This window comes from Escherichia sp. E13S3 (genome assembly GCF_004212325.1).
Lineage (GTDB): Bacteria > Pseudomonadota > Gammaproteobacteria > Enterobacterales > Enterobacteriaceae > Escherichia.
Window position 1 is genome coordinate 48,884 of record NZ_RHJR01000024.1, and the last position, 22,861, is coordinate 71,744.

General features: G+C 49.2%; 19 protein-coding genes and 1 pseudogene. 6 read left to right on the forward strand and 14 right to left on the reverse strand.

All coding sequences use genetic code 11. The features are described 5' to 3' along the window. The 3 genes from hemP to ppsR all read right to left on the reverse strand — a co-directional run bounded on the left by hemP (position 1) and on the right by ppsR (position 2,360). Entirely contained in the window at positions 1-192 is a 192-nt protein-coding gene (gene hemP, locus D9597_RS21745) for a hemin uptake protein HemP (protein WP_001270810.1), read from the reverse strand. A gap of 131 nt (positions 193-323) precedes the next feature. Next, positions 324-1,370 (reverse strand): 3-deoxy-7-phosphoheptulonate synthase AroH, encoded by a 1,047-nt coding sequence (gene aroH / locus D9597_RS21750; protein ID WP_130218903.1) that lies wholly within the window; start codon positions 1,368-1,370, stop codon positions 324-326. A 156-nt stretch (positions 1,371-1,526) separates the two neighbouring features. Next, the gene (gene ppsR, locus D9597_RS21755) at positions 1,527-2,360 is read right to left on the reverse strand and encodes a posphoenolpyruvate synthetase regulatory kinase/phosphorylase PpsR (RefSeq protein WP_000368046.1); all 834 of its coding nucleotides are present in this window, start codon (positions 2,358-2,360) and stop codon (positions 1,527-1,529) included. Positions 2,361-2,692: 332 nt separating this feature from the next. Between ppsR and ppsA the strand changes: the two genes are divergently transcribed. From ppsA to D9597_RS21780, 5 genes are all read left to right on the forward strand, one after another. Then, positions 2,693-5,071 carry a phosphoenolpyruvate synthase gene (ppsA, locus tag D9597_RS21760; RefSeq protein WP_130208268.1) on the forward strand — a complete coding sequence of 793 codons (2,379 nt, stop codon included), beginning with the start codon at positions 2,693-2,695 and terminating at the stop codon, positions 5,069-5,071. A 489-nt stretch (positions 5,072-5,560) separates the two neighbouring features. After that, on the forward strand, positions 5,561-6,961 hold the full coding sequence (locus D9597_RS21765) for an anion permease (protein ID WP_130224667.1): 1,401 nt from the start codon (positions 5,561-5,563) through the stop codon (positions 6,959-6,961). A 35-nt stretch (positions 6,962-6,996) separates the two neighbouring features. Then, positions 6,997-7,956 (forward strand): 2-hydroxyacid dehydrogenase, encoded by a 960-nt coding sequence (locus tag D9597_RS21770; protein WP_130224669.1) that lies wholly within the window; start codon positions 6,997-6,999, stop codon positions 7,954-7,956. A 10-nt stretch (positions 7,957-7,966) separates the two neighbouring features. Then, positions 7,967-8,446 carry a YhcH/YjgK/YiaL family protein gene (locus D9597_RS21775; protein ID WP_130218911.1) on the forward strand — a complete coding sequence of 160 codons (480 nt, stop codon included), beginning with the start codon at positions 7,967-7,969 and terminating at the stop codon, positions 8,444-8,446. Positions 8,447-8,458: 12 nt separating this feature from the next. After that, the gene (locus tag D9597_RS21780) at positions 8,459-9,202 is read left to right on the forward strand and encodes an SDR family oxidoreductase (RefSeq protein ID WP_130218913.1); all 744 of its coding nucleotides are present in this window, start codon (positions 8,459-8,461) and stop codon (positions 9,200-9,202) included. 92 nt (positions 9,203-9,294) lie between these two features. Here the strand turns inward: D9597_RS21780 and fadK are convergent, their stop codons facing one another. Genes fadK through D9597_RS21805 form a run of 5 tightly spaced genes read right to left on the reverse strand, consistent with a single transcriptional unit; the run spans position 9,295 to position 14,306 of the window. Further along, entirely contained in the window at positions 9,295-10,893 is a 1,599-nt protein-coding gene (gene fadK / locus D9597_RS21785; RefSeq protein ID WP_130224671.1) for a medium-chain fatty-acid--CoA ligase, read from the reverse strand. Between the two features lie 56 nt (positions 10,894-10,949). Further along, the gene (locus D9597_RS21790) at positions 10,950-11,243 is read right to left on the reverse strand and encodes a ferredoxin family protein (protein ID WP_130224673.1); all 294 of its coding nucleotides are present in this window, start codon (positions 11,241-11,243) and stop codon (positions 10,950-10,952) included. Continuing rightward, entirely contained in the window at positions 11,240-12,529 is a 1,290-nt protein-coding gene (locus tag D9597_RS21795) for an FAD-dependent oxidoreductase (protein WP_130224675.1), read from the reverse strand. The genes D9597_RS21790 and D9597_RS21795 overlap by 4 nt, the downstream gene beginning before the upstream one ends. 54 nt (positions 12,530-12,583) lie before the next feature. Beyond that, the gene (locus tag D9597_RS21800; RefSeq protein ID WP_130224677.1) at positions 12,584-13,522 is read right to left on the reverse strand and encodes an electron transfer flavoprotein subunit alpha; all 939 of its coding nucleotides are present in this window, start codon (positions 13,520-13,522) and stop codon (positions 12,584-12,586) included. A gap of 19 nt (positions 13,523-13,541) precedes the next feature. Continuing rightward, positions 13,542-14,306 carry an electron transfer flavoprotein gene (locus tag D9597_RS21805; protein ID WP_130224679.1) on the reverse strand — a complete coding sequence of 255 codons (765 nt, stop codon included), beginning with the start codon at positions 14,304-14,306 and terminating at the stop codon, positions 13,542-13,544. 315 nt (positions 14,307-14,621) lie between these two features. On the opposite strand from D9597_RS21805, the gene D9597_RS21810 reads away from it, so the two are divergent. Beyond that, the gene (locus tag D9597_RS21810; RefSeq protein WP_130224681.1) at positions 14,622-15,533 is read left to right on the forward strand and encodes an AraC family transcriptional regulator; all 912 of its coding nucleotides are present in this window, start codon (positions 14,622-14,624) and stop codon (positions 15,531-15,533) included. A gap of 43 nt (positions 15,534-15,576) precedes the next feature. On the opposite strand, the gene D9597_RS21815 is transcribed toward D9597_RS21810, so the two are convergent. The 6 genes and pseudogenes from D9597_RS21815 to D9597_RS21840 all read right to left on the reverse strand — a co-directional run bounded on the left by D9597_RS21815 (position 15,577) and on the right by D9597_RS21840 (position 22,857). Then, positions 15,577-16,728 (reverse strand): acyl-CoA dehydrogenase, encoded by a 1,152-nt coding sequence (locus D9597_RS21815; protein ID WP_000347861.1) that lies wholly within the window; start codon positions 16,726-16,728, stop codon positions 15,577-15,579. A gap of 13 nt (positions 16,729-16,741) precedes the next feature. Next, positions 16,742-18,337 carry an acyl CoA:acetate/3-ketoacid CoA transferase gene (locus D9597_RS21820; protein WP_130224683.1) on the reverse strand — a complete coding sequence of 532 codons (1,596 nt, stop codon included), beginning with the start codon at positions 18,335-18,337 and terminating at the stop codon, positions 16,742-16,744. A gap of 145 nt (positions 18,338-18,482) precedes the next feature. Next, entirely contained in the window at positions 18,483-19,241 is a 759-nt protein-coding gene (gene aroD, locus D9597_RS21825; RefSeq protein WP_130218927.1) for a type I 3-dehydroquinate dehydratase, read from the reverse strand. Positions 19,242-19,271: 30 nt separating this feature from the next. Continuing rightward, entirely contained in the window at positions 19,272-20,138 is an 867-nt protein-coding gene (gene ydiB, locus D9597_RS21830; protein WP_130218929.1) for a quinate/shikimate dehydrogenase, read from the reverse strand. 11 nt (positions 20,139-20,149) lie between these two features. Beyond that, positions 20,150-21,416, reverse strand: a pseudogene (locus D9597_RS21835) (MFS transporter). 226 nt (positions 21,417-21,642) lie between these two features. Next, on the reverse strand, positions 21,643-22,857 hold the full coding sequence (locus tag D9597_RS21840) for an MFS transporter (RefSeq protein WP_130224685.1): 1,215 nt from the start codon (positions 22,855-22,857) through the stop codon (positions 21,643-21,645). Between the last annotated feature and the right edge of the window lie 4 nt (positions 22,858-22,861).

Here is a 22,861-nt window from a genome sequence, read left to right on the forward strand (position 1 = left end):
CTACTTGGTCAACAGCAGCTTGCCAGCCTGAGTTTTACGGAGCAGATATTCTTGCCCGTCATGATCGATAATCAGTTTGCCATCAGGACCTAACAGTGTCTGGCTGGTAATTCGCCGAATGGGCTGCGGGGAAGCGGTCTTGTGATTGGCATCCGTTTCAGGCGTGAGTTTTCTGCTATCCGTATAACGCATAAAAATTAATAATAATCGATATAACAATGATTCTTATTATCAATATTATGGCAAGCCAGAGCAAGCAGTAATTTGTTGAGAAGACAACAAGTTGCGCAGAAATGCCCATTCCGTCAGGAATGGGCACGCATTCAGAAGCGGGAATCTACCGCAGAGGCGAGTTTTTCGACCAGGCGTTCAGTATCTTCCCAACCTAAACAAGGATCGGTAATCGACTGACCGTAGGTGAGCGGCTGACTGCTGGCGATTTTTTGTGTACCTTCGCGCAGGAAACTTTCTGCCATAATTCCGGCAATCGCCGTGGAGCCATTGCGGATTTGCTGACAAATATCCTCACAAACTTCTAACTGGCGACGGTGCTGCTTCTGGCAGTTACCGTGGCTGAAATCCACCACCAGATGTTCAGGTAAATCAAACTCGTGCAGCGTATCGCAGGCTGCGGCGATATCATCGGCATGGTAGTTCGGTTTTTTGCCGCCACGCATAATAATGTGGCCATACGGGTTGCCGCTGGTCTGATAGATGGTCATCTGACCGTTTTTGTCTGGCGAGAGGAACATATGACTGGCACGGGCAGCGCGGATAGCATCCACGGCAATCCGCGTGTTGCCATCGGTACCGTTTTTAAAACCTACCGGACAGGAGAGGGCTGACGCCATTTCACGGTGGATCTGGCTCTCGGTAGTCCGTGCGCCAATCGCGCCCCAACTAATTAAGTCAGCAATAAACTGACCGGTCACCATATCGAGAAACTCGGTCGCGGTGGGAACGCCCAGTTCATTTACCTGCAACAGCAACTTACGCGCCATTTCAAGGCCGTGATTAACGCGATAGCTGCCGTTTAAATCCGGATCGGAGATGAGTCCTTTCCAGCCGACAACGGTACGCGGTTTTTCAAAATAGGTACGCATTACAATTTCCAGTCGTGACTGGTACTGGTTGCGCAACGCCTGCAGACGGGTGGCATACTCCATGGCAGCGGTCAGATCGTGGATCGAGCAGGGGCCAATAATGACCAACAGTCGCTTATCTTCACCATTCAGTATTTTTTCAATTCTGCGGCGGGAATCAATGACATGGTTGGCGACGCCAGGCGTTACGGGATACCGTAGCGCGAGTTCGGCGGGCGTTACCAGGCTCTCGATACGCGCAGTACGGAGTTCGTCAGTTCTGTTCATTACAAGTCTCAGAAATTTGTTGCTTCAACGGCAGGACTACCGGGAAGTGATGCGCATCACGATAAACCAATCGCAGCTGATTTCAAGTGCGAGGTGTGTCACACCTCGCCGGGTGGTTAGCATGATAACAAAAAAACAAGCTAATGCACTAGTTCTCTAGTACATTCGGCGGCTAAGGCCCATGATATCGAGGATCTTGGTGGCAATCTCTTCTACCGAATAATTGGTACTGTTAATCCACGGGATCTGATTTTTACGGTACAACGCTTCCACTTCCGCGACTTCCATCCTGCACTGACGAAGCGAGGCATAGCGACTGTTCTCCCGACGCTCTTCGCGAATCGCCGCCAGACGCTCCGGGTCGATAGTCAGTCCGAACAATTTATGCTGAAGCGGCTTGAGCGACGCGGGTAGCACCAGATTATCCATATCGTCGGCAATAAAGGGGTAGTTTGCCGCACGGATACCAAACTGCATCGCCAGATACAGGCTGGTGGGGGTTTTACCACAACGAGAGACACCGAGCAGGATCACCTGAGCCTGATCCAGATTGCGCAACGAAATGCCGTCGTCATGGGCGAGGGTGTAATCAATTGCCGCAATACGCGCATCATATTTATTGAGATTATTAGGGTTCAGGCCGTGGGTACGGTGAGCAATCGGCGTCGGGTCCAGTTTCATCTCTTGCTGGAGAGGGGCAACCAGCGCCTGCACAATATCCTGGCAAAAACCTTCGCTTTGCAAAATGATGGCGCGGATTTCCGGTAGCACAATGGAGTAAAAAACCAGCGGGCGCACACCTGTCTGGTGATAAATTGCGTCAATCTGATCCTTCACCGCCCGTGCACGGCTTTCATTTTCGACAAACGGCAGCGTAATGCTGCTGATAGTAACGGGAAATTGTGACATCACTGCGTGTCCTAATACCTCCGCAGTTATAGCCGTACCATCAGAAATATAAAAAACGTGGCGATCAACAGCATTATCCATTTTGTTCTTCCCGTGATGCAGACATAATTCTATGAAAGCATAAATTAAAAACGTACAGAAGCGTAGAAGGTTATGCCTGGTTTATAAAATGAACCTTCAATTTTATATTTTATGAAAACAGTATTTCATTTTTACGCTTTCGTTTATACCGATGGTTTATGTGGAAATTACTGAAGATAGCGGATTTGCGCAACGCTGGGATCAGTCTTAAAAAGTAAAAAAATATATTTGCTTGAACGATTCACCGTTTTTTTCATCCGGTTAAATATGCAAAGATAAATGCGCAGAAATGTGTTTCTCAAACCGTTCATTTATCACAAAAGGATTGTTCGATGTCCAACAATGGCTCGTCACCGCTGGTGCTTTGGTATAACCAACTCGGCATGAATGATGTAGACAGGGTTGGGGGCAAAAATGCCTCCCTGGGTGAAATGATTACTAACCTTTCCGGAATGGGCGTTTCCGTTCCGAATGGTTTCGCCACAACCGCCGACGCGTTTAACCAGTTTCTGGACCAAAGCGGCGTAAACCAGCGCATCTATGAACTGCTGGATAAAACGGATATTGACGATGTTACCCAGCTTGCGAAAGCGGGCGCGCAAATCCGCCAGTGGATTATCGACACTCCCTTCCAGCCTGAGCTGGAAAACGCCATCCGCGAAGCCTATGCACAGCTTTCCGCCGATGACGAAAACGCCTCTTTTGCGGTACGCTCCTCCGCCACCGCAGAAGACATGCCGGACGCTTCCTTTGCCGGTCAGCAGGAAACCTTCCTCAACGTTCAGGGTTTTGACGCCGTTCTCGTGGCAGTGAAACATGTCTTTGCTTCTCTGTTTAACGATCGCGCCATCTCTTATCGTGTGCATCAGGGTTATGATCACCGTGGCGTGGCACTCTCCGCCGGTGTTCAGCGGATGGTGCGCTCCGACCTCGCATCTTCTGGGGTGATGTTCTCCATTGATACCGAATCCGGCTTTGACCAGGTGGTGTTTATCACTTCCGCATGGGGCCTGGGTGAAATGGTCGTGCAGGGCGCGGTTAACCCGGATGAGTTTTACGTGCATAAACCGACACTGGCAGCGAATCGCCCGGCTATCGTGCGCCGCACCATGGGGTCGAAAAAAATCCGCATGGTCTACGCGCCGACCCAGGAACACGGCAAGCAGGTTAAAATTGAAGATGTACCGCAGGAACAGCGTGACATCTTCTCGCTGACCAACGAAGAAGTGCAGGAACTGGCAAAACAGGCCGTACAAATTGAGAAACACTACGGTCGCCCGATGGATATTGAGTGGGCGAAAGATGGCCACACCGGTAAATTGTTTATCGTGCAGGCGCGTCCTGAAACTGTACGTTCTCGCGGTCAGGTGATGGAACGTTATACGTTGCATTCACAGGGCAAGATTATCGCCGAAGGCCGCGCTATCGGTCATCGCATCGGCGCGGGTCCGGTGAAAGTCATTCATGACATCAGCGAAATGAACCGCATTGAACCTGGCGACGTGCTGGTTACTGACATGACCGACCCGGACTGGGAACCGATCATGAAGAAAGCGTCTGCTATCGTCACCAACCGTGGCGGGCGTACCTGTCACGCGGCAATTATCGCCCGTGAACTGGGTATTCCGGCGGTAGTGGGCTGTGGTGATGCGACCGAGCGTATGAAAGACGGTGAGAACGTCACCGTTTCTTGTGCCGAAGGCGATACCGGTTACGTCTATGCTGAGTTGTTGGAATTTAGCGTGAAAAGCTCCAGCGTGGAAACCATGCCGGACCTGCCACTGAAAGTGATGATGAACGTCGGTAACCCGGACCGTGCTTTCGACTTCGCCTGCCTGCCGAACGAAGGCGTAGGTCTGGCGCGTCTTGAATTTATCATCAACCGCATGATTGGCGTTCACCCCCGCGCACTGCTTGAGTTTGATGACCAGGAACCACAGTTACAAAATGAAATTCGCGAGATGATGAAAGGCTTCGATTCTCCGCGCGAATTTTACGTTGGCCGTCTGACCGAAGGGATCGCGACGCTGGGCGCCGCGTTTTATCCGAAACGCGTGATTGTCCGTCTCTCTGACTTTAAATCCAACGAATATGCCAATCTGGTGGGTGGTGAGCGTTACGAGCCGCATGAAGAGAACCCGATGCTGGGCTTCCGTGGCGCGGGCCGCTACGTTTCTGACAGCTTCCGCGACTGCTTCGCGCTGGAGTGTGAAGCGGTGAAACGTGTGCGCAACGACATGGGACTGACCAACGTAGAGATCATGATCCCGTTCGTGCGTACCGTGGATCAGGCGAAAGCAGTGGTTGAAGAACTGGCGCGTCAGGGGCTGAAACGTGGCGAGAACGGGCTGAAAATCATCATGATGTGCGAAATTCCGTCCAACGCCTTGCTGGCTGAACAGTTCCTCGAATATTTCGACGGCTTCTCAATTGGCTCAAACGACATGACACAGCTGGCGCTCGGTCTGGACCGCGACTCCGGCGTGGTGTCTGAACTGTTCGATGAGCGCAACGATGCGGTGAAAGCACTGCTGTCGATGGCGATTCGTGCCGCGAAGAAACAGGGCAAATATGTCGGGATTTGCGGTCAGGGTCCATCTGACCACGAAGACTTTGCTGCATGGCTGATGGAAGAGGGGATCGATAGCCTGTCTCTGAACCCGGACACCGTGGTGCAAACCTGGTTAAGCCTGGCGGAACTGAAGAAATAAAATAAATACCCGGCGGCGTTCAGTCGCCGGGTCCATTTCTATATCCCCACCTTTTATCAACCTACTTCGGGCAAACGCGCTCGTGCAATATAAAAAGCTTCCGGGCATCATCTGAATAATTGGCTGGTGTTCTTTCTGATTTTAATTCGTTTGCGATCCTCTCCACAGAATAATTCTCGATACTGTTTTTTCTCAAAGCCGAATGTGACCACTCGTCAATTTCCTTAAGCATATGCGTAATTTTTTCGTCCAGAGTTCGTTGGATTGCACGAAGTCACTGGCGAGTCCCGTTTTTATACTGTCTTCAACCACAGAATAAAAAGGGATATGGATATGAAAAATTACCGCACCGTTATTCAGACATAAGCGCAGATTATGTAATTCAGAGAATTTATTCGAACTAAAACCGATTTTCTGATTTGTCTGGCTGTACAGAAAACAGGATAAATTCCCTCCGCGAGCGGAGGGAAACAGCTACAGGGATTGCATATGAGTTGCTATTTGAAAGTCCTGATTTGTGCGATTGTCGCACTCGCTATATGGTTTTCCCCCGTCCCTGACGGATTAACACCCTTAACCTGGCACATTCTGGCCATATTCATCACCACTGTGGTGGCGTTTATTCTGCAACCGTTGCCGGTAGGCGCTATCGCGTTAATAACCATCAGTTTTATTATGCTGACCGGCATGATGAAAACCAGCGAAGCCTTAAAAGGTTTCAGCAGCACCACGGTATGGCTTATTGTCGCCGCATTCCTGTACGCGAAAGGATTCATCAAAACGGGGTTGGGGCGGCGTATCGCCTTTTTGCTGATTCGCGGATTTGGCGGCAGCTCGTTACGTCTGGGTTATACATTGGCGCTAAGCGATATGATTATCGCGCCCGCAACGCCATCAAACACAGCGCGAGCAGGGGGAATTTTGTTCCCGATTGTTCGCAGTGTCTCTAACAGCTTTGGATCTGAACCGGATCAAGGGCCGCGTAAAATTGGCGCTTATCTGATGCAGACGGTGTTCCATTCCAACTGTCTCTCATCCTCGATGTTTATGACGGCCAGCGCGCCAAATGCACTCATTGTATCTCTGGCGGCCAGCACCTTATTTGTCGATATCTCATGGGGGATGTGGACGCTAAGCGCACTGGTGCCGGGCATTATCGCTTTTATCACTATGCCGTTGGTCATTTACAAACTCTACCCGCCAGAGATCAAAAAGACGCCAGAAGCCAAAGCGTTGGCACAGGAAGAACTTATCAAAATGGGGCCGGTAACCCGAGATGAGCGCGTGACGATTGGCATTTTCCTGCTTTCATTATTGGCCTGGAGTACATCGAAATGGACTGGTCTGGATGCGACCGCTGTCGCGCTTTCCGGCGTCTGTTTAATGTTGATGACCCGGATTATCACCTGGCAGGATGTGCAGTCAGAGAAGGGGGCCTGGGACATTCTGGTCTGGCTGGGCGTCATGATCTGTATGGCTGATAAGCTCAATCAGCTTGGCCTGTTCAAATGGTTTGCTGTCACAACCTCGGCTCTGTTCACCGGCATTCCGTGGGAGATAACGTTGACGGTGTTGCTGATAGTTTACTGCTATTCCCACTATTTCTTTGCCGGAAGTACGCCGCATGTAGTGGCGATGTATGCCGCTTTTGGCAGCGTCTCGGTTGCTGCAGACGCGCCGCCGATGATGGCTGCTCTGTCACTGGCGTTCGTCACTAACCTGATGAGCGGCATTTCGCATTATGGCAACGGACCCGCAGTCATCTATTACGGCGCTGGCTATGTCTCGCAACGAGAATGGTGGCGGCTGGGCTTTATCGTCATGTTGTTGAACATTGTCATCTGGTTCGGACTGGGGGCGGTGTGGTGGAAAATTCTTGGCCTATGGTAAGTGGCCTGCGGCAAACATCAATCAAGGAATAGTGTATGAACTTAAAAGATATTCAGGTGGCGATCGTCGGCAAATTAAGCGACCGCTTAATGGCTAAAGTTGAATCTACCTTCACCGCATATCGCCTGTGGGAACTGACCGACGCAGACGCTTTTTACACGCAGATCGCGCCGGATATTAAGGCGCTGGTGACCAGTGGTAATCCGGTAATGGGAGCTTCTCGGGCGCTAATTGAAAAATTTCCGAATCTGAAGATTATTGCCAGCAATGGTGTGGGCTATGACCCTATTGATATCGTGGCAGCCAGGGAGCATGGCGTTATCGTCACCAACACCCCTGGCGTGCTTAATGACTGTGTTGCAGACATTGGCATGGCGTTGTTACTCAATGTTGCCCGACGTATTAACATTGCCGATCGTTATGTTCGTGGCGGTCGTTGGCCAAACGAAGGGCGTTTCCCGATGGCGACGAAAGTGAGTGGTAAACGTTGCGGAATTGTTGGTCTGGGGAACATTGGTAATGCTGTAGCCCGCCGTGCAGCAGCATTTGAAATGGAAATTCACTATTTCGACCCAAAACCGCATAACAAACCTGAATGGACGGTGCATGATTCGCTGGTTTCTCTGGCGCAAGCGGTGGACTTCCTCGTTCTGACGCTGCCAGGCGGGGTAAGTACACGCGGCGTTATCGACAAAACTGTGCTGCAGGCTCTGGGGAAAACCGGACATTTGATCAGTATTTCCCGGGGATCAGTGGTGAACGAAACCGATCTGATTGATGCTCTGCAAAATAACATCATTGCTGGTGCGGCACTGGACGTTTATGCCAACGAACCACATGTGCCAGAACAATTAATGTCGCTGGATAACGTTGTCCTGACGCCACATATCGCCAGTGGTACGAGCGAAACGTTTAATGCAATGGCAGATTTGGTTTTTGATAACTTACAGGCTTTCTTTAGCGGACAGCCAGTTATTACCCCTGTTACTCAATAAGGCGGGAAATATGATTTATGGTGATATCGCGTATCTTAGTGAACAACAAAAGCGGACATTTCATCCTGTCATTGCTCGTGTCATTGAGTATCTTTCACAGCATGAGCTGAATAGTGTTCCTGTGGGGGAAAAGGTTTTTATTCAGGATGACTCAATATTTTATACCGTGGTTGAGCCGATGACTAAACCACTACATGAATGCCGACCAGAAGTTCATCGTAAATATCTTGATGTCCATTTCTTAATTGCCGGAGAAGAGCGGATTTGTGTGGATTTTGATGATGGAGAAAACTCGGTTGTAGAAAGCCACCTGGGCGACCGTGACGTTATTTTTTATGCTGATGAACGTATTAATGATCGGATAATCACGTTGACACCAGGACAGTTTGTGGTGGTCTTCCCGGAAGAGGTACATCGGGCATGTTATAAAGTCGATAACGTGGAGAAAATCAAAAAAACAGTCGTGAAAATCGACATGAGTTTATTATAGGCGGAGCTGGCTATGACAAAAATTGCCCTGGTGACAGGGGGAAGTAAAGGTATCGGCTACGCGGCAGCAAAGGCACTCTATGACATTGGATATACTGTTATTGTTGCCGCGCGTAACGAAGAAACCTTACAGCAATGTGCACAAGGTTTAGCCAAGGAACGCTTTATTCCTCTGGTTGCTGATGTCACGGATGAGTCCGCTGTCGTTGCACTATTTGCCGAGATTAAGGTTCGTTTTGGTCGACTGGATCTCTTGTTCAATAATGCGGGCAATAATAGTCCGGCAAAAAGTATTGAAGAGGTTGAGTTTACTGAGTGGACACGCGTGTTTAACGCCAATATTCACTCGACATTTTTGTGTTCGAAAGAAGCGATTAAAATCATGAAAGCGCAGCAGCCAATGGGAGGACGCATTATTAACAATGCGTCGATTTCCGCACTGACACCGCGCCTTTATACTGCGGCATACACGGCGTCGAAACATGCTGTTACCGGGTTGACCAAGGCCATTTCCCTTGATTGTCGCAAATTTAATATCGCTTGCGGGCAAATTAATATCGGCAATGCGGAAACGACATTATCGAATCGGATGCGTAAGGGCGTTTATCAGGCAGATGGCGCTATTAAAGCGGAAGATATGATGAATGTTGCTGATGTTGCAGCAGCCATTCAGATGATGGCCCAGTTGCCAGTAACCACGAATGTGCTGGAAATAACGATTATGGCAAATAATATGCCATATGTCGGACGTGGTTAATCGGGATTGAATAAAGCACCTTGCGTATAAGGTGCTTTATTATTTATGAATTATGCCTCAACGCATGTTTGTTCCAGCCGTTGAAGAATATCTTAGCGTAACAAAAATTTTTGTATTTTACCGGAGGCCGTGCGCGGCAGTTTTTCGATCACCACGATATGTTCAGGGTATTTATATTTCGCGACCCGTTTACGGCTAAAAAAAGCCACCACATCTTCCAGCGATAATGAATGATGCGGCGCTTTCAGCACGACATAGGCACATGAACGTTCACCTAAGCGTTCATCGGGCATTGCAACCACACAAGCATCGTGAATTTTAGGATGCTGCAATAGAATATCTTCCACTTCACGGCTGCTAATATTTTCGCCGCCGCGGACAATAATATCTTTCTTGCGTCCGGTTATTTTTATATAGCCAGCTTCATCCATGCGGCAGAGATCGCCACTGTAATACCAGCCCTCTTCATCCAGCGCGCGAGCGGTTAATTCAGGTTCATCAAAATAACCCATAAACACATTAGGGCCGCGCGAGGCCTCTTCACCTTCGCAACCTGGCGGTAAGGTCTTGCGTGCGTCATCGACCACTTTAATTTCCACGCCTGCGGCAGCGTAACCATCGGTGTGCATAAAGCGCGACAAAGGATCGTCGAGATTCACCACTGCATGTGGCGAGCTTTCTGTGGAACCATAAACGCTTAATAATTTAATGCCGCGCTGCTGGCATTCACGCGCCACTTTTTTGGGGATCGTGGTGCCGCCGCAAAGAAAGAAACGCAGCGCAGAAAGGTCGGCAGGCTGTTTCTCAAGTAGATTCAAAAGGTCATAAACAAACGGCGTTGCGCCGAGCATACAGGTGCAACGTTGTTGCTCAAGCAGCGCGAGACACGCATCAGGAGTGAAAATATCTAACAACACGCTGCGAGCACCAATCAAAAATGGTGCTGTTACGCCATGCAGAAAGCCCGTTGCGTGGCCGAGTGGCGCAGGCATCATAAAGACATCCTGCCAGGTCAGATTCAGCCGCGCGCAATAAGCCCGCTCACTGGCGAGAATATTGTTATGCGTTAGCATCACGCCCTTTGGCATACCCTCAGTTCCGGAGGTAAATAGCACCGCCGCTAATTCATCGCCGTGGACCGATGTTGCGACGGCCAGCGGGGGATTGTCGGCAATAATCTGACTTAACGAGAGAGACGAGGTGGCGGGAGCCAACTTATCCACGCCGACGATCTGTTGTAGTTGTGGAAGCTGATTTTGCAGCGGCAGGATTAAATCTACCGGACGCGTTTGTTTAAACAATGTCGGTGCAAAAAACATTTTTGCCTGACACTTATTGAGCACCCACACCAGTTCTGCTTCCCGCCAGGAAGGTAACAGCGGCACGGAAACCGCACCGGTTTTCAGGCAGGCAAGATAGATAACGGTAAATTCACACCAGCCTGGCAGTTGAAATGCGATGCGATCGCCTGATTCAATACCCTTCGCTAACATCCAGTTTGCCAGACAGTTCGAGGCGTGATCGAGCGCGCTATAGGTGTACGTTGCACCATGATTATCGACCACGGCAATTTTGTCTGGCATCGCACGAGCGGTCTGCTGCCAGTAATCGGCCAGCGAAGCATCGCCCCATAACCCTTGCTGACGATACGCAGCACGACGTTGTTCGTTGAACGTTAATGTCACTTTCATTTTGGACTCTCGAAACAGAACATCAGGCCCGAGATGCGGGCCTGTGGGATGCATGATTAGCCGTAGCGAAATTCAATACCGAAGGTGCCTGCGGGATATTGCCACTGTTCGAGAATAGTGTTGCCGCACAGCACCCGACAGGTGCCGCACTCCAGACAACCGGCGGAATCGAAATGAATGTTTCCTGCGTCATCCTGCTTATAAAGTCCGGCAGGGCAGGCTTTCATTAATTTTTGAAATTCATTGATGTCGGGATTTGCCGCCAGAATGATATGTGGGTGGCCCTCATCAACATGGAATTTGTTGACGCCTAATTTGACGTCAACGTTGACCGTAGCGTTCTGGCTCATAGCGCGGTTGCTCCCTTAATGCCATCTTTCAGCAGATTAATCAGCCCGATTTTCTTCGCATGTCCGAGAATCATTTTTCGTACCGGCTGGTTTGGTTTGCCGTCAATAGTGAACATATCGTTCATGATATCGGCGATCATGCGCGGATACTGACTAAACAGGCGCGGGTTTTCCATCAGCGCTGGGATCTTGCGAAAATGCTGCATATCACGCATAACACAGCTTTGTTCCAGCTCGCGTTTGTATTGCGCCAGACTAGTGGCAGAAAAATCCGCGCGTTCTTTGGCGGCAATCACCGTTGTGGCAGCCGCCTGGGCCGATGCGATGGCTAAATCCATTCCGCGAACCGTAAAGCCCAGATTGAGGCAGAAGCCTGCGGCGTCACCGACGATCATCACACCATCGTTAACCAGCTGCGGTACCATTGCCAGACCGCCTTCCGGCACCATATGCGCGGAATATTCAAGCAGTTTGCCACCGCTAATCAGTGGGCGAATGGCGGGGTGCTGTTTAAAATCCTCCAGCATTTGCGGCACGCTTTTTTGCGCATGGGCGATATCACCCAATCCACAAACCAGACCCAACGATACGGAATCGTGATTGGTGTAGATGAATCCGCCGCCCATCAGGCCGTCAGAAGGGGAACCGGCAAACAGCCAGGCGGCACCTTCGTCGTCAGTGACGTTAAAGCGATCGTTGATTTGCTCCGGCGTGAGGCCAATGACTTCTTTAACGCCAACAGCGTAATGATGCGGTTCGGAGGCGGGAACCATTCCCAGCGAACGGCCAAGCATTGAATTAACGCCATCAGCCAGAATCACCACATTGGCTTCGAGAATATCATCCCCGGCCTGGACGCCTGTGACCTTGTTTTCTTCACGAACCAACGCATCGACGCGAACGCCCGGGATAAACTGCGCACCCGCCTGTTCGGCTTGTTCCATCAACCACGGGTCGAGACGATTGCGCAATACGGTATAAGAAGCGTGTTGCGGAACATCTGGCTGCTCGCGGTGAAAATCGAGGGTAACGGCGCTCTCTTCGGTTAAGAAGGAGATTTTCTCGCGTGTGACTTTGCGTTCTACCGGCGCTGATGCAGCAAAGCCGGGAATGATCGCTTCAAGCGTGTGGGCATAAAGACGCCCGCCGGTCATATTTTTACATCCGGCACTGTCGCCGCGTTCGATCACCAGGACATCCAGTCCGGCTCGCGCCATGACCAATGCGGCAACGCTACCGGCAACGCCCGCACCGACCACAATGGCATCAAATTTGTCATCCGACATGCGTTATGCTCCCTTCCCGCTGCGTTTACAGCGGGAGATGTGGTTGAAAGGGAATTAGTGACTCAACTGGCTAATCAGGGCAGGGACGACTTTGTAGATATCGCCCACCAGACCGTAGTCGGCATAGTTGAAGATTGGCGCATTTTTATCTTTATTGATGGCGACAATCACTTTTGCGCCATTGCCGCCAACCATATGTTGGATCTGCCCGGAGATCCCCAGCGTCAGGTAGAGATCGGATTTCAGCAACACGCCGGAGACACCGATATAACGTTCACGCTCCATCCAGTTCTCGCCTTCGGCAATCGGGCGTGAACAACCGACTTCAGCATTGATTGTCGCTGCCAGTTCGTGGACCATTTTCAGGTCATCCTGTGCTGCCAGACCACGACCGACGCCGACCACGCGTTTTGCTTTGCTCAGGTCCACGCTGCTTGCCGCTTTCGCACGGCGTTCGCGACTAAGAATTTCATGACGCGGAGCAACGTAAGACACAGTTTCAATCGGACACTGATGCGAGGCGTCACTGGTGCAAGGTTCCTGAACACCGGGTGCAAGGGTAATGATCGCCAGCGGGCTATTGATCTTTTCCTGGGCGAACGCCAGCCCGCCATACATACGGTGCTCGGCGTAAACGTGACTATCAACCACATCAACCGCAGTGGCATCGTTCACTAGCGCCGCATTCAGTTGCACACTTAACCGTGCAGCCAGCGCTTTACCGCGTTTTGTCGCGGCCAGCAGCAACATAGAGGGGTGTTTATCTTTCAGCAGGACAGCAATGCTTTCAGCGTAATTTTCAGTGCGTTGCAGTGCATCGTTTTGCTCAAGAATATAAATACATTTTGGACCATAAGGCATAACAGCCTGTGCCTGGTCGGTATTTTGTACAATGGCATACACCTGTTGGCCCCATTGCTGCGCGCCGCCAAACAGTTCGGCATAACGTTCAGGATTATCGCTAAAGACCCAGACGTTGTTTAATTGACTCATCGTTTCTTCTCCGTTGGCTTTAGTTCAGGGCTTTCTTCAGATGATCCGCCAGCTCGGCAATGGCTTCCGGCGAATCGTTATCGAGAATGATGTGTTTGCGTTCTGTTTGCGGCGGTACGCGAACGCCGATCAGTTCAGCAAGCGGCGTGGCCTGGCTCCAGCCGATATCACTCGCCTGCCACTGATGTACCGTTTTTTTGCCCGCGCCGAGAATGGCTTTCATCGATGGAATGCGTGGCACGTTAATATCGGACGTGACGCACAGCACGGCTGGAACAGCGAGTTCGATCACTTCAACTTCATCTTCAAGAGTGCGTTCAACTATCAGCGTATTCCCCTGACGCTGAATGGCACTCACCGCGTTGATCACCGGAAGTTGCAACATTTCTCCCACCAGCAAGCCAACCTGCTGGGCATAGAGATCGCCAGAACCTTCACCGAAGATGAGTAAATCGAAGCCGATCTTTTCTGCCGCCGCGGCCAGGGCCTTAGCCGTATCAAGGGGGAGTGCATGCTCAAGCTGGGCATCCTGCACCATATACAGACAGTGCGGTCCGCGGGATAACACGTCTTTACGCACTTTTGAGTTCTGCAACAATGAGCCGCCAACAGTCAGCGCGGCTATCTCATCGTCATCTGTTGCAAACTGGCTTGCAGCTTCAATGGCATTGAGATCGAACTGGCTGATTTTGGCGTCGGCATTGTCGAAATTGAGGGTGTACTCGGGAGTGACAACAATGTCCTGTTCTTCAGGCACCAGCTTAAAGCAGGTTATTATTTTCATGATTTCTCCTGTGGGTCGCATACGGAACCATCTCCGATGGAAGGTAAAAATGGCCTGAAAATAGTGTGCGATAGCAGGGCGGGGTTTTCGACGGAGCAATCTGTTTTCCTTGCCAACAATCTTGCAAAAAAAATGCGATCGCTAAAACAAAAGCGAAATGTACAGAAATATTCTTCTGTGCTGGGCGTACTATCTTGCATTCAATGTAAATAATCTTGTTTAGCTCTCGCTAAATGCGGTTGTATAACCGCAATACACGCCGTATTTTATCCGGCATATATTGTTTTTGCTTGCTCATGGAATAGGGAGGTTGTCATGTATCAACGCTGTTTTGATAATGCCAGCGAAACGCTGTTTGTCGCCGGTAAAACGCCACGACTTTCGCGCTTTGCGTTTAGTGACGATCCTAAATGGGAGTCGGGACATCACGTTCATGATAATGAAACCGAGCTGATTTATGTTAAGAAAGGGGTGGCAAGGTTTACCATTGATTCTTCGCTCTATGTGGCACATGCCGATGACATTGTGGTGATAGAGCGTGGCAGACTGCACGCAGTGGCCTCAGATGCTAACGACCCGGCAACGACCTGTACCTGTGCGCTATACGGTTTTCAGTTTCAGGGCGCAGAAGAAAATCAGTTACTGCAACCGCATTCTTGCCCGGTAATTGCCGCAGGGCAGGGAAAAGAGGTCATCAAAACGCTTTTTAATGAATTAAGTGTGATTTTACCGCAAAGTAAAAATGGCAACACATCTTCAGTGTGGGATGCATTTTCCTATACGTTAGCGATTCTCTATTACGAAAACTTTAAAAATGCCTATCGTTCGGAGCAGGGGTATATTAAAAAAGATGTTCTGATAAAAGATATTCTCTTTTATCTTAATAATAATTACCGCGAAAAAATCACTTTAGAACAGTTATCGAAAAAATTTCGTGCCAGCGTCAGTTATATTTGTCATGAATTTACTAAAGAGTATCGAATTTCTCCCATTAACTACGTGATTCAACGGCGTATGACGGAAGCGAAATGGCTGTTGACCAATACTGATATGTCGCAGGCAGAGATCTCCTGGCGTGTGGGTTATGAAAATGTCGATCACTTTGCCAAACTGTTTTTGCGCCATGTTGGCTGTTCTCCCAGTGATTATCGCAAACAATTTAAAAATTGTTTTGCGGAACAAGAAATCTTATCTGAATTTTCTGAACCTGTAAGTCTTGCCGGATAAATCTGGCGGCGCAGTTTTTGTCAGAAGCTGCGCCGCCTGAAGATTATTTATTCTGGTAATCTTTCAGGATCTGCCGACCTGCAACGTAAATCATAATCTCGTCAGTACCACCGCCAATCCGTTCACAGCGCACATCACGCCAGAAGCGGGAGACGCGCGCCTCATCGGTGTAGCCCAGACCGCCCATGATTTGAATCGCATCGTCAATGACTTCCATCGCAGTACGCGCGCAGTACAGTTTTGCCAGCGCCGCGCTGGTGCGCAGTGACTGATGCTGATCAGCTTGCCATGCCACTTTCAGAACCATATTGCGCATGTTGTCGATCTTAATCGCCATCAGCGCCAGTTTTTCCTGGATCATCTGGTTATGACCAATTGGCTTACCAAAAGCGATACGCTGGTTGGCATAGCGGGCGGCATCTTCGAATGCGCATTCGGCAAAGCCAGTGCTGCGCGCGGCGTTGATCAGGCGCTCCATCTCAAAGTTGTACATCACATTGAGGAAACCCATTCCTTCTTCGCCTACCATGTCGCTCTCTTCAACTTCCACGTTGTCGAGATAAACTTCGCAGGTGCTAAGCATATGCCAGCCGATTTTATGCAGCGGATTGATCTTAATGCCGGGCTTACTGGACTCAACCCACCACAGGGTGAAGGCTTTTTTCGGATCTTTCGGTTCTGGATCGCGCGCCAACACCAGCATATACGGGTACTCTTTCGCACCGGTAATAAAGGTTTTCTGTCCGTTGATGTAAACCTTGCCATTTTTACGCGTGTAAGTGGTGGTGGCGCTGTTGTTATCTGAGCCAGCACCGGGTTCCGTCAACGCCAGGGCATAGGCGGGGTCGCCGGTTTCCAGGGTGCTTTCTGCCGTTTTACGTAGCTGCTCCTCAGAACCGAAACGGCGCATGCTGTGAATACACTGACCGTTGGTAATCAAAAACGCCGGAGCACCGCATTTTGACACTTCCATCAGCGCCAGCATCTGGGTGACGTAATCCGCAGGGATGCCGCCGAACTCTTCCGGCACGCCAAGCATAGAAATGCCGTTATCCGCCAGCGCCCGCATAAACTCACGCGGATATGTACCGTTTTGATCGCAGGTGCGGAAATACTCTTCCGGAAAGTTAGTTGTAATCAGTTCGCGAATACTGGCCAGCAGCAGTTCTTGTTCTTCAGTTAAAGAAAAATCCATCGTGATACTCCTGTTAATGAGCCGCTTCAGGCAGGACAAAACCCATCGCCGCATCGATAAATAATCTTTCGTCCATCATTTTCAGTTCTGGCGAAATAACTGGGGTGAAATCCATTTTGTCGAGAATATCTTTTTGTAAATCGACGCCAGGCGCGATTTCGATTAAATGCAGGCCGTCTTCTTTCAGGGTGAATACAGCACGTTCGGTGATGTAACGAACATCCAGTCCCCGTTCGAGCGCGATTTTTCCGCTAAAAGTAATTTCCGGTAGTTCACGGATAAATTTATTTACCCGTCCTTCCTGGACGATATTTAATTTACCATCGGCAATTTCTGTTTTTAAACTGCCCGCAGTTAACGTGCCGCAGAAAATGATTTTCTTCGAGGTGGCACTGATATCAATAAATCCACCTGTACCCATGATTTTGCCATTGAATTTATGCACACCGACGTTACCGTGCTGGTCGACTTCGGCAAAACTCAAATAACAGACATCCAGACCACCGCCGTGGTAAAAATCGAACTGGGACGTCATATCCAGAATGGCGCGGGTATTCACGTTCGCGCCAAAGGCGATACCTTGCGAAGTAATACCGCCAATTGGGCCTGTTTCCACCGTCAGAATAAAGTCATCAGCACAACCTTCTTCCCGGGCGACCAGGCCAATACCGTCGGCAATACCGACACCAACATTCCCCACAGCACCTTTGCGCATTTCAAACAATGCGCGCCGCGCGACTAATTTACGCTGATTAAGAGGCAAGCTAAGTTGGGTGCTGTCATCCAGGGTGAAGTCACCAGAAATAAAACGATTAACTGGCGCACCGCCATACAGTTGGGTTTGGTCCGGATCGACCACCACAATATCGATAAGATAACCTGGAATACGGACAGCTTTAGGATGCAGCGTGGCTTTCTTAACCATCTTCTGCACCTGCATCATCACGATACCACCGTTATTGTGCACCGCCTGGGCAATAACCAATGCGTCGAGATACATCAATTCATCTTCAAAGGTGGCGTAGCCTTCGCTGTCGCAGGTGGTGGCACGAATAAAGGCAATATCTGGCGCGATCGCTTTGTAATAGAGATATTCTTTATTATCAAACTCGACCAGTTTAATCAGATCTTCTTTAGTCACTTCATTCAGTTTGCCGCCTTGCTGGCGAGGGTCGACAAACGTTCCGATACCAATATCGCTAATAATTCCTGGCTGGTGGGCAGCAGCAGCGCGCAATGTTTGAGTGAGCACACCTTGTGGATAGTTATAGGCAACAATTTTATTTTGTTCTGCGAGTTCAGAAATACGAGGTGATTGTCCCCAATGGCCGCATAATGCCCATTTCACCAGACCTTCTTGCGCCAGCGGACTAATACCCCGATCGGCGCGATCGCCAAGCCCTGTAGGGCTAATAATCGATAAATTACGCGGTGTCTGGGTTTGTTTATATTTGTCAGCAAGAGCGGTAATTAATGTGGTGGCTTCCAGAATACCGCCACCTGCACCTAATACACAAAGCGTTGCTTCGTCGGGAATATAACTTACCGCTTCCTGTGCCGACAGGACCGGCACGCGTCCATTAATACGAGGTGGTTTTACAGGTTTCATTATTTTTTCCTGATTCAGGTGTGGGTTTCTCTGCGCAAGCATTAAAAATAGCGCACAGATACCCACAGAATATTTTTATCAAATACTCTTTAAAAATATTATTTTAATACGGCGGGGAAGGTTACTCCCGCCGGTACGTTATTTATTACGCCTGGTGCAAAATAGTTAATACTGTGCGCAAATCATTCACCGATATTTGCCCAGGCGCAGAGGCTTTTTTTACTGCGCCAAAGGTTGCCGCCGAACCAAATACTTCACCAGCCAGACGGGAAATTACGCCAGTTTTTGCCATCGACATCGTGATGATTGGACGATCGGCATACTGCTCCTGCATCTCCAGGGTAGCGGCAAGCAACGTCAGGACATCGCTGGTGCTTTGCGGCATCAACGCAATTTTAGGAATATCGGCGTCGAAGGACTGCATTTTACGCAAACGGGCAATAATCTCTTCGGCTTCCGGCGTTTTATGGAAGTCATGGTTGGACATGACAACCTTCACATCATGCGCATGTGCATAGGCGACGGTTTCTTTAACCTGATCATCGCCGGTAAATAACTCCAGATCGATCATATCGACCAGACCGCTGTCGATGGCTGCGCGATTGAGTGCAATATAAGCCTCAGTGGAAATCGCCTGCTCGCCGCCTTCTTTAGCGCTACGGAAGGTAAACAGCAGCGGTTTTTCTGGCATTACCTCACGGAGGATTTTTGCCGCGGCCATGACAGACTCCACGCTGGAGAGGTCGGCAAAGTGGTCCACACGCCATTCCAGAATATCAAAGTCCGCTTCACGATAGGCGAGAGCTTCGGATTTCACGCTGGCGATATCTTTCGCCATCAGCGAGACGATGATTTTTGGTGCGCCCGTGCCAATGACGAGATCTTTTACAGTTACGGTTTTCATTTTTTACCCTTTCTGCACGCGGTCAGCCTGTCAGGCGCCGAACCCCATGACCTGTTTAACGTATTCCAGAGGGAAATCTTTGCCAGTCCATAACGTGAACTGTTCAGCCCCTTGCCACAACAACATGCCGTATCCATCAATCGTTTTGCAACCTGCTTGTTGCGCCTGCTGCAATAACTTCGTCATATGCGGGTTATACACGCATTCAGTGACCAGCAGTCCTGGGTGTAACATACTGACATCGTTAACTAATGATTCATTTTCAAGAGGCTTCATACCCACTTTTGTGCCGTTGGTTAAAATGTCGGCGGAAGCCAGGGCTTCAGCAAAGGCTTGCTGATCGGCGAGATCGGTAACGGTGACGACACAATCGGTGTTTTCGTTGACCCGCTGCGCGAAGGCGAGGGCTTTATCGAAGAATTCATCCCGACGGTTGAAGATTTTAATCTCTTTTAAACCTTCAATTGCCCCCTGTGCGCCAATCGCCGTTGAGGCACCACCGGCACCTAGCAGCACCATCGTTTTGCCTTTGATATCAAAACCGCTCTCTTTAATGGCGCGAATATGGCCCGTGCCGTCGGTGTTATAGCCGCGCAGGTAGCCGTCATCATTGACGATGGTATTGATAGCGCCAACCAGTTTTGCCGCAGGTGTTAATTCATCAACATATTCACACGCCAGTTGTTTGTTAGGCATCGACACACCGGTTCCGCGCATTTTTAAGGCTTTTAAGCCTTCAATTGCACCGGCAAAGCTATCGTTATCCACTTCAAAGGCCATATAGGTAAATGGCAATCCCGCTTTTTCTAAGGCTTTGTTTTGCATTTCAGGCGATAAACTGTGGCGGATAGGATAGGCCATCAGGCCAATCAATTCGTATTTAGCGGTAACATCCATAATTAACTCCTCTAATTTCTTTGCTTAATTGTGTTTAACCGGGGTGCTAAGATTGCGTTCGCCAAACCGGACATCATTTTCAGGAATAATGAAAACGCGGTAATAGCGGATGAAAACAATAATTGCGGTAATCAGGGCCAGAAGCGCGAAAGTAAAATCGAGAACGATGATGTATTGCAGGCCGATATTCGACAGATAACCGGTAATCAGCGGAATAACAAAATTGGCCAGGCCACCCATCATCATATAAATACTGGTGACTTTGGCTTTGCTTTTTGGAAAAAACTCGGACATGACTGAAACGCCAAGCTGTAAAATACCGCCAGCAGCAGAAAAACCGATAACAAAAGCCCCGGCATTACAGACCAGTGGAGAAGGGTACAGATAAATGATAGCGGCGGTTACCGTTGCCAGTGCTGAGTTAAACACGTTAGCCCAGATGGGACGCACCATTTTTTTCAATAGTGCGGCAAAAATAAAGACACAGACCAGCGAACCCATACTGTAATAAGAGATGGTTTTTAATGCCTCAGCTTCCGACATACCGGCAAACGCCATCGCATATTTGGGCATCCACACGACAATTACATAAAAGGTCGAGAATGCGGCAACACCGAACAACACCGATGAAACACCTTCCAGCCAGACTAACGGCTTACTGTTCATTTGCGGTAGTTCACCAGCTACGCTGGCATCCACCAACTGGCCAGGGAATTTACTTTTCAATAGCATCAGCGTGATCAGCACAAATACGATGCCTGGGATAATCAGCCCATAACCGTACCAGATGTTATTCAACAGCATATAACTCACCAGCATCGGATAGAGCATTTGCCCGAACGATATCATCGCCTTAACCAATATTACGGCTGAACCCGAGGCTTTCGGGAAGCATTCCATTAACGCCGGATATCCACCGGTATCCAGGGCTGAGTTGGCGATACCAACGCACACAGCCAGACCGTAAGCGAGAGCTAAACTTGGGCAGGCCGGAATACCAAAGAAAAACAGCATATACATGGCAACGGCCATGAATATTACTGCTCGTCGACCAAATTTATCGGAGATTACACCGAAGAATAAAATACTTATCAGACGGCCCAGACCGATACCAGAAATTAAATAGGCGATACCGGCGTTATCGGTAGAAAACTTTTCTGCCAGAGATGACATGTTTTGTGCAAGCGTAATAACACTAATGCCATGTAGGAAATAGCTGAAGTATACACAAAGGACAGCCAGGATAAATGGCGTGCTGAAAGCCTTATTTTGAGACATTTTCACAGCTCCTTGCTGAAAGATAATTTTGTTACCGTCCGTGTTGTATTTCGACGGTTTTCATAATCACTATACTGAAGATGATTTTCTCTGGGTACATGGCATAAAGTTTATGTTTCCAGGAATATTGCATGTGATAGTTTGTTTTTGATCGCGATTTTCCTTAATTAGCGCAGAAAGAGTAATTTATCCGTAAGATCTTGCATGACCTGAAAAGAATATTGCATTACCCGCCCGTAGCAACATTCTCCTTTAATGATGGATGTTGTGCTTCTTTTCGACTGCGTACGCCAATAAACAGCGCCAGTAAAAAGCCGATAGCAGCGATGGCGGTATCGAACCACATAATATCGGCAATACTTCTTTGCGAAAGATGAGCCGTAATCAACGGAATGGTAAATGTTGCAATGCTGCCCGCACTGTAATAGATCCCCGTTGCTTTTCCTTTGGCATGGGGAAAACGTTCCGCCATTAACGTCAGGCCAATTTGTACAACACCACCTGCGGAGGTAAAACCGATGACGAAAGCAAATATTATCACCACATAAAATGTGGGATGCAGGCAGACGGTGAGCAGGGCGATAAATGAGATAAAAGTGTACAGCATCAACAATGTTGTTGAGTGAACGGTTTTACGAATGAGTGGAGCAGTAATAAATACACACAGCAGCGAACCCACGGTATAGATACTGAGTAATTTGATCGACATGGTGTATGACATGCCAGCGACAAATTGCCCGTATTGTGCCAGCCACTGGCTAACCAGATAAAAGGTTGCCATTGAAATATAGCCATAGAGGGTGTAACTGGCTAAATCAATAATTGAGCAGCGATGCCCCGCGGAAGTGGTCGCTTTCTTTACCACAGGCAAGCGACGGCCCGGATGTGGTGGAAAGGTACAGCGATATAAAAACAGACCGTTAACGATCATAATCGCCGCGGCAATCATAAAAGACCAACCGAACCACAGTTCAGCCCACACTAACAGGCTGATAATTAGCGGCAATAAAAATTGCCCGCTGGAGACAAAGGCTTTAATTAAAATATTGGCTGTACCCGGTGAATGAGGAAAGGCTTCCATCAAACTGGGATAGGTACCAGCATCGAGAAAACTGTTCGCCATGCCCGCCAGGAAGCCAAAAGCATAAGCAATAATGATGTTATTGGTGTGCAGGATGCCAAAAAAGAAGGCCATATAGCAGCACATACCCAGAATAATAAAAGGGCGGCGACCAAAACGATCGGATAATAATCCTGCAAAAAGCAAGACACTCAATCGTCCTATACCTAATGATGAAATAACAATCGAAACGCCTGCGGCATTGGTCTGCCAGAGCGTCTCCAGCGAGGCCATATTTAAAGTCATCAAAATGACACCCATACCATGCACCAGGTAATTGAGATACAACCCAAGCGCGGTAGGGAGGTAGGGATTTTTCATAAGA

Bases quoted from the DNA above. Each gene is read 5' to 3' on its own strand.
- hemP (WP_001270810.1), bottom strand. From the start codon at position 192: ATGCGTTATACGGATAGCAGAAAACTCACGCCTGAAACGGATGCCAAT.
- aroH (WP_130218903.1), bottom strand. From the start codon at position 1,370: ATGAACAGAACTGACGAACTCCGTACTGCGCGTATCGAGAGCCTGGTA.
- ppsR (WP_000368046.1), bottom strand. From the start codon at position 2,360: ATGGATAATGCTGTTGATCGCCACGTTTTTTATATTTCTGATGGTACG.
- ppsA (WP_130208268.1), top strand. From the start codon at position 2,693: ATGTCCAACAATGGCTCGTCACCGCTGGTGCTTTGGTATAACCAACTC.
- D9597_RS21765 (WP_130224667.1), top strand. From the start codon at position 5,561: ATGAGTTGCTATTTGAAAGTCCTGATTTGTGCGATTGTCGCACTCGCT.
- D9597_RS21770 (WP_130224669.1), top strand. From the start codon at position 6,997: ATGAACTTAAAAGATATTCAGGTGGCGATCGTCGGCAAATTAAGCGAC.
- D9597_RS21775 (WP_130218911.1), top strand. From the start codon at position 7,967: ATGATTTATGGTGATATCGCGTATCTTAGTGAACAACAAAAGCGGACA.
- D9597_RS21780 (WP_130218913.1), top strand. From the start codon at position 8,459: ATGACAAAAATTGCCCTGGTGACAGGGGGAAGTAAAGGTATCGGCTAC.
- fadK (WP_130224671.1), bottom strand. From the start codon at position 10,893: ATGAAAGTGACATTAACGTTCAACGAACAACGTCGTGCTGCGTATCGT.
- D9597_RS21790 (WP_130224673.1), bottom strand. From the start codon at position 11,243: ATGAGCCAGAACGCTACGGTCAACGTTGACGTCAAATTAGGCGTCAAC.
- D9597_RS21795 (WP_130224675.1), bottom strand. From the start codon at position 12,529: ATGTCGGATGACAAATTTGATGCCATTGTGGTCGGTGCGGGCGTTGCC.
- D9597_RS21800 (WP_130224677.1), bottom strand. From the start codon at position 13,522: ATGAGTCAATTAAACAACGTCTGGGTCTTTAGCGATAATCCTGAACGT.
- D9597_RS21805 (WP_130224679.1), bottom strand. From the start codon at position 14,306: ATGAAAATAATAACCTGCTTTAAGCTGGTGCCTGAAGAACAGGACATT.
- D9597_RS21810 (WP_130224681.1), top strand. From the start codon at position 14,622: ATGTATCAACGCTGTTTTGATAATGCCAGCGAAACGCTGTTTGTCGCC.
- D9597_RS21815 (WP_000347861.1), bottom strand. From the start codon at position 16,728: ATGGATTTTTCTTTAACTGAAGAACAAGAACTGCTGCTGGCCAGTATT.
- D9597_RS21820 (WP_130224683.1), bottom strand. From the start codon at position 18,337: ATGAAACCTGTAAAACCACCTCGTATTAATGGACGCGTGCCGGTCCTG.
- aroD (WP_130218927.1), bottom strand. From the start codon at position 19,241: ATGAAAACCGTAACTGTAAAAGATCTCGTCATTGGCACGGGCGCACCA.
- ydiB (WP_130218929.1), bottom strand. From the start codon at position 20,138: ATGGATGTTACCGCTAAATACGAATTGATTGGCCTGATGGCCTATCCT.
- D9597_RS21840 (WP_130224685.1), bottom strand. From the start codon at position 22,857: ATGAAAAATCCCTACCTCCCTACCGCGCTTGGGTTGTATCTCAATTAC.